General features: G+C 74.9%; 4 protein-coding genes and 1 pseudogene. 4 read left to right on the top strand and 1 reads right to left on the bottom strand.

What is annotated here, in order from left to right; translation table 11 throughout:
- The first annotated feature begins 87 nt into the window (after positions 1–87).
- The 3 genes from ACIQOV_RS29645 to ACIQOV_RS29635 all read left to right on the top strand — a co-directional run bounded on the left by ACIQOV_RS29645 (position 88) and on the right by ACIQOV_RS29635 (position 2,824).
- Positions 88–879 carry an ATP-binding cassette domain-containing protein gene (locus ACIQOV_RS29645; RefSeq protein WP_401053644.1) on the top strand — a complete coding sequence of 264 codons (792 nt, stop codon included), beginning with the start codon at positions 88–90 and terminating at the stop codon, positions 877–879.
- Positions 876–2,132, top strand: coding sequence for a sugar ABC transporter permease (locus tag ACIQOV_RS29640; RefSeq protein ID WP_401053642.1), 1,257 nt, complete (start codon positions 876–878; stop codon positions 2,130–2,132). The genes ACIQOV_RS29645 and ACIQOV_RS29640 overlap by 4 nt, the downstream gene beginning before the upstream one ends.
- 236 nt (positions 2,133–2,368) lie before the next feature.
- Complete coding sequence (locus ACIQOV_RS29635) at positions 2,369–2,824, top strand: hypothetical protein (protein ID WP_401053641.1); 456 nt, start codon at positions 2,369–2,371, stop codon at positions 2,822–2,824.
- Between the two features lie 88 nt (positions 2,825–2,912).
- Here ACIQOV_RS29635 and ACIQOV_RS29630 read toward each other — a convergent pair whose 3' ends face one another.
- Positions 2,913–3,677, bottom strand: coding sequence for a hypothetical protein (locus ACIQOV_RS29630; protein ID WP_401053639.1), 765 nt, complete (start codon positions 3,675–3,677; stop codon positions 2,913–2,915).
- A 244-nt stretch (positions 3,678–3,921) separates the two neighbouring features.
- Here ACIQOV_RS29630 and ACIQOV_RS29625 point away from each other — a divergent pair.
- Positions 3,922–4,269: pseudogene (locus tag ACIQOV_RS29625) on the top strand (NAD-dependent epimerase/dehydratase family protein); the annotation flags it as partial.
- Positions 4,270–4,341: the final 72 nt, after the last annotated feature.

The following is a 4,341-nucleotide window of genomic DNA, read 5'->3' as shown; positions in this document are numbered from 1 at the left end:
CCTCCAGCAGGACCCCTTCAGCAGGCCCCTCTCCAGCAGGCCTCGGCTATCACACCAAGTAGCCGCTCCCCCAAGGTGGTTGTTCCCGTGACAGGCGCACCCGTCCTGCAGCTGCGCTCGGTCTCCAAGCGCTTCGGTGCCGTCCAGGCCCTCACCGACGTCGACCTCACCGTCCACGCCGGCGAGGTGCTCGCCCTCGTCGGCGACAACGGCGCCGGCAAGTCCACCCTCGTCAAGACCATCGCCGGCGTCCACCCCGTGGACGAGGGCACCCTCGCCTGGCACGGCGAGCCGGCGCGCCTGGCCCGCCCCCAGGACGCCACCGCCCTCGGCATCGCGACCGTCTACCAGGACCTCGCGCTGTGCGACAACCTCGACGTCATCGCCAACCTCTTCCTCGGCCACGAGAAACGCCGCCGCGGCCTGCTCGACGAGGTCGCCATGGAACAGCACGCCCGCCGGCTGCTGGACACCCTCTCCATCCGCATCCCCGACGTGCGCACCCCCGTCGCCGCCCTGTCCGGCGGGCAGCGCCAGGTGGTGGCCATCGCCCGCGCCCTGGTCGGCGAGCCGGCCCTGGTCGTCCTGGACGAGCCCACCGCGGCCCTCGGCGTCGAACAGACCGCCCAGGTCCTCGACCTGGTGGAGCGGCTGCGCGGGCAGGGCCTGGCGGTCGTGCTGGTCAGCCACAACATGGCCGACGTACGGGCAGTGGCCGACACCGTCGCCGTCCTGCGCCTGGGCCGCAACAACGGCGTCTTCCCGGTGGCCGGCACCACCCAGGAACAGATCGTCGCCGCGATCACCGGCGCCACCGACAACGCCCACGCCCGCCGGGCCCGCCGCACCGGGCACACCGAGGAGGCCGAGGCCCTGTGAGCACCCCCGAAGCACCCGCCACCGCCCCCGCGGCCACGCCGGACCCCAGGCTGCAGCAGACCGAACCGGGCTGGGCCGGCCAACTGCGCGCCGCCCGCCGGCGCCTGGCCTCCGGCGAGCTCGGCTCGCTGCCGGTCGTCGTCGGCCTGGTCGTCATCGCCGTCGTCTTCCAGTCCGTCACCCACCACTTCCTGCAGGCCGACAACCTCACCAACATCACCCGCTTCATCGCCGGGCCCGGCCTGATCGCGGTCGGCGTCGTCTTCGTGCTGATCCTCGGCGAGATCGACCTCTCCCTCGGCTCGGTCGCCGGCGCCGGCGCCGCCATCGCGGCGGTGCTGACGGCGCGCCAGGGCTGGAGCGAGTGGGTGGCGATCCTCGCCGCCCTCGGCGCGGCCTGCGTCATGGGGCTGCTGCACGGCCTGTTCTTCGCCCGCGTCGGCGTGCCCGCCTTCGTCGTCACCCTCGCCGGGATGCTCGCCTGGAGCGGCCTGCAGGAGTACGTGCTCGGCGACGGCGGCACCGTCAACAACCGCCACGGCGGCGTCGTCGCCGGCCTGGACAGCACCTTCCTCGGCGACGGCGACATCGCCTACGCCTGGGCCCTGGCCGTCCTCGCCCCCGTCCTCTACCTGGCCGCCCGCCTGAACACCGCCCGCCGGCGCCGCGCCGCCGGCCTCACCGCACCCCCCGCCGCCGACAGCGCCGTGCGCGCCGCCGCCCTCGCCGTCCTCACCCTCGCCACCGCCTACACCCTCAACCAGGACCGCGGCCTGCCGCTGTCCCTGGTCGTCCTGCTCGGCGCCGTCCTCGCCACCGACTTCGTGCTGCGCCGCACCCGCTACGGCCGCCAGGTCTTCGCCGTCGGCGGCGGCGTCGAGGCCGCCCGGCGCGCGGGCGTCAACGTCGCCCGGGTACGGATCTCCGTCTTCGTACTCTCCGCGTTCCTGGCAGGCCTGGGTGGCCTGTTCTACGCCTCCCAGCAGGGCTCCGCCGACAAGCAACTGGGCAGCGGCAACGTCCTGATGAGCGCCATCGCCGCGGCCGTCATCGGCGGCACCAGCCTCTTCGGCGGGCGCGGCAAGACCTGGTCCGCCCTGCTGGGCATCCTCGTCATCCAGTCCATCACCACCGGCCTCGACATGGTCCACGCCGCCCAGGCCATCCAGTACATGATCACCGGCGCGGTCCTGCTGGCCGCCGTCGTCCTCGACTCCCTCACCCGCCGCACCCGCACCACCGGCCGCCGGTAGGGAAGTTCGAATGGCCCGGCGCCCCGCGATGCGGCGGGACGCCGGGCCCTTTCGCGGCCCGCCTCCCACTCCGGAGCTTGCCTCCCGCTCCGGCCGAGGCCCGTGACCGACACGGCCCGGAGCCGCACCGCCCGCTGGGCGGACATCGAAGTGACCGCCGGTGACGAGGAATTGGACGGGCCGAGGAGCTGGACGGGGCCGAGGCGGAGCCCACCGAGCCCGTCCTGCGGTCCGTCGTGCTGAGCCGCAGCCGGTCGGCCTCGCACGTACCGGGCGGCACGCCCGTCGTCCTCGCCGACGTCGATCTCTTCGGCCACCCGGCGACCGAGGTGCTGGAGGCCCTGGGCGACGACCTGCCCGCGGAACTCTCGATCGCGCCGCAGGACCGGCACGGCTACCTGACGGCCGTCACCCTGCGAGCCACCCCGCCACCCCCGCCACCCCCGCCGGCAGGCCGTCGGACCCGGGCCGCGGCGGAAGCCGCCGAGGTCGAACGCGCCCTCGGCGGCTACCAGTACCTGTGGACCACGGAACGCGACCGGTGGCAGCTCCACGAGAGCGGCGGCGGCCATGTGGTCCAGCGCCGGGACGCGCCGTGGACGCACCTGCTGATCTGCAACGACACCTTGGCGCGGCGGATCACTGCCGAGATGCTCGCAGCCGGCGTGAACGTCGTTCCGGAGCGGTTCTGAGCCCTCCCCGGCCCCTGTCACGGTGCCCGGCCGAGCCGTCGACCGAGCCGTCGACCGGGCCCGTGACGGAGAGCCCGGTGGACGGCCGTCACCGCGGTTGCCAGGTTCCGAGCGCCCGGGCGAGTCGCCTGCCCTGCGCGGGTGTGATGCCGTGGGCGAGCTGCCGGGCGAACCGCGGGCTTCCCGGGACGTCGCACCGCAGGATCCCGGCGACGGCGCGCTCCCGCCCTGCCCGGGGCCGGCCCCATCGCCGGCCCTGCGGTGCGCTCCAGCGCGCGGGTGCCCAGCGCAGGTGCCGCAGGACGAAGGCGGCAAGGTGCGCCGCGCCCTCCGGTGGTGTCCCGACCGCGGCCAGCGCCGCCCGGACCACCTCCGCGGCGTCCGGCGGCAGTTGCGCGTCGCCGAGGGTCGGCAGCAGGAGCAGCAGCCGCACCGACGGGTCGTGCACACCGGGCGCGGCGTGGTCGGGCGTGTTGGCGACGTGGATCAGCTCCCGCCAGGACAGGCCCGGTCCCTGCTGGTGTTCCGGCTCCGGGAGGCGGGTGTCGACGGCGGCGAGACGGCCCCGCACCCGGCCCCAGTCGGGGTGGACGACCAGGTACTCCGTTCCCCGGTCCGTGGGGAGGTCGCAGCTGTACATGTGCACCGCGTGCCCGCCGCCGAAGGGCAGGCGCGCCTCCAGCCCCTCCAGCATCGCCGCCTCCCACGCGGCGTCGGCCTCGGCGGCACCGGTACCGAACCACCCGGCGACCAGCTCGCGCTCGGTGTCGGCCACCGCGCAATGCCGCGTCAGGTAGGCGGCCCACCACTGCGGCCGGGCCGCTGTCCGCCCGCCATGTCCGTCGTCCAGCACCGGGTCAGGCTCTCACACCCTGCCGCGCAGGACCGGCGCCCCGACGGCCGGGTCACCTTGTGCACCCCCGCGGAGCCGCACCCTTCCTCCACGCCCTCACACGCAACAGGGCCGGCATCGGACAAGTCGGCGTCCCTGCCCACCTCGCGGACCCAGCAGGACCGTTCCCCGGTCGGCCGTCGTCAGCTCGCCGCCGGGGGCGGCGTGTGCGGCTGCGCGCCGGGTGATGGCGTCTCCCCCCCGGTACTCCACCTCGAAGATCGGCGCGGACATGATGGTGCTCTCCTGCTGGCACACCTTCGACCTGCCGGCCTCGGTGGTCCGCCCGTTCAACACCTACGGCCCGCGCCAGTCGGCCCACGCCGCGATCCCCACCATCCTGGCCCAACTCCAATCCGGTGCACGGGAGATCAGGCTCGGCTCGACGACTCCCACCCGCGACTTCACCTACGAGACCGACACCGCGGAGGGCTTCCTGGCCGCCCGTGCCGACCGCGCGATCGGCGGGACCGTCAACCTCGGCACCGGCGGCGAGGTGTCGATCGACGGCCTGGCCGAGGCCCTGATCGCCGCCTCCGGCCGGGACGCCGAGCACCTGCACCTGCTCGCGCCGGACCGCCACCAGGTCTGACACCGGCACCCGAGGCGGGGGTGGGCCCGGACC

The sequence above is a fragment of the Kitasatospora sp. NPDC091257 genome (genome assembly GCF_044757675.1).
In the GTDB taxonomy this organism is placed as follows: domain Bacteria; phylum Actinomycetota; class Actinomycetes; order Streptomycetales; family Streptomycetaceae; genus Kitasatospora; species Kitasatospora lactacystinica.
This window is presented reverse-complemented; position numbering and strand designations above follow the sequence as displayed.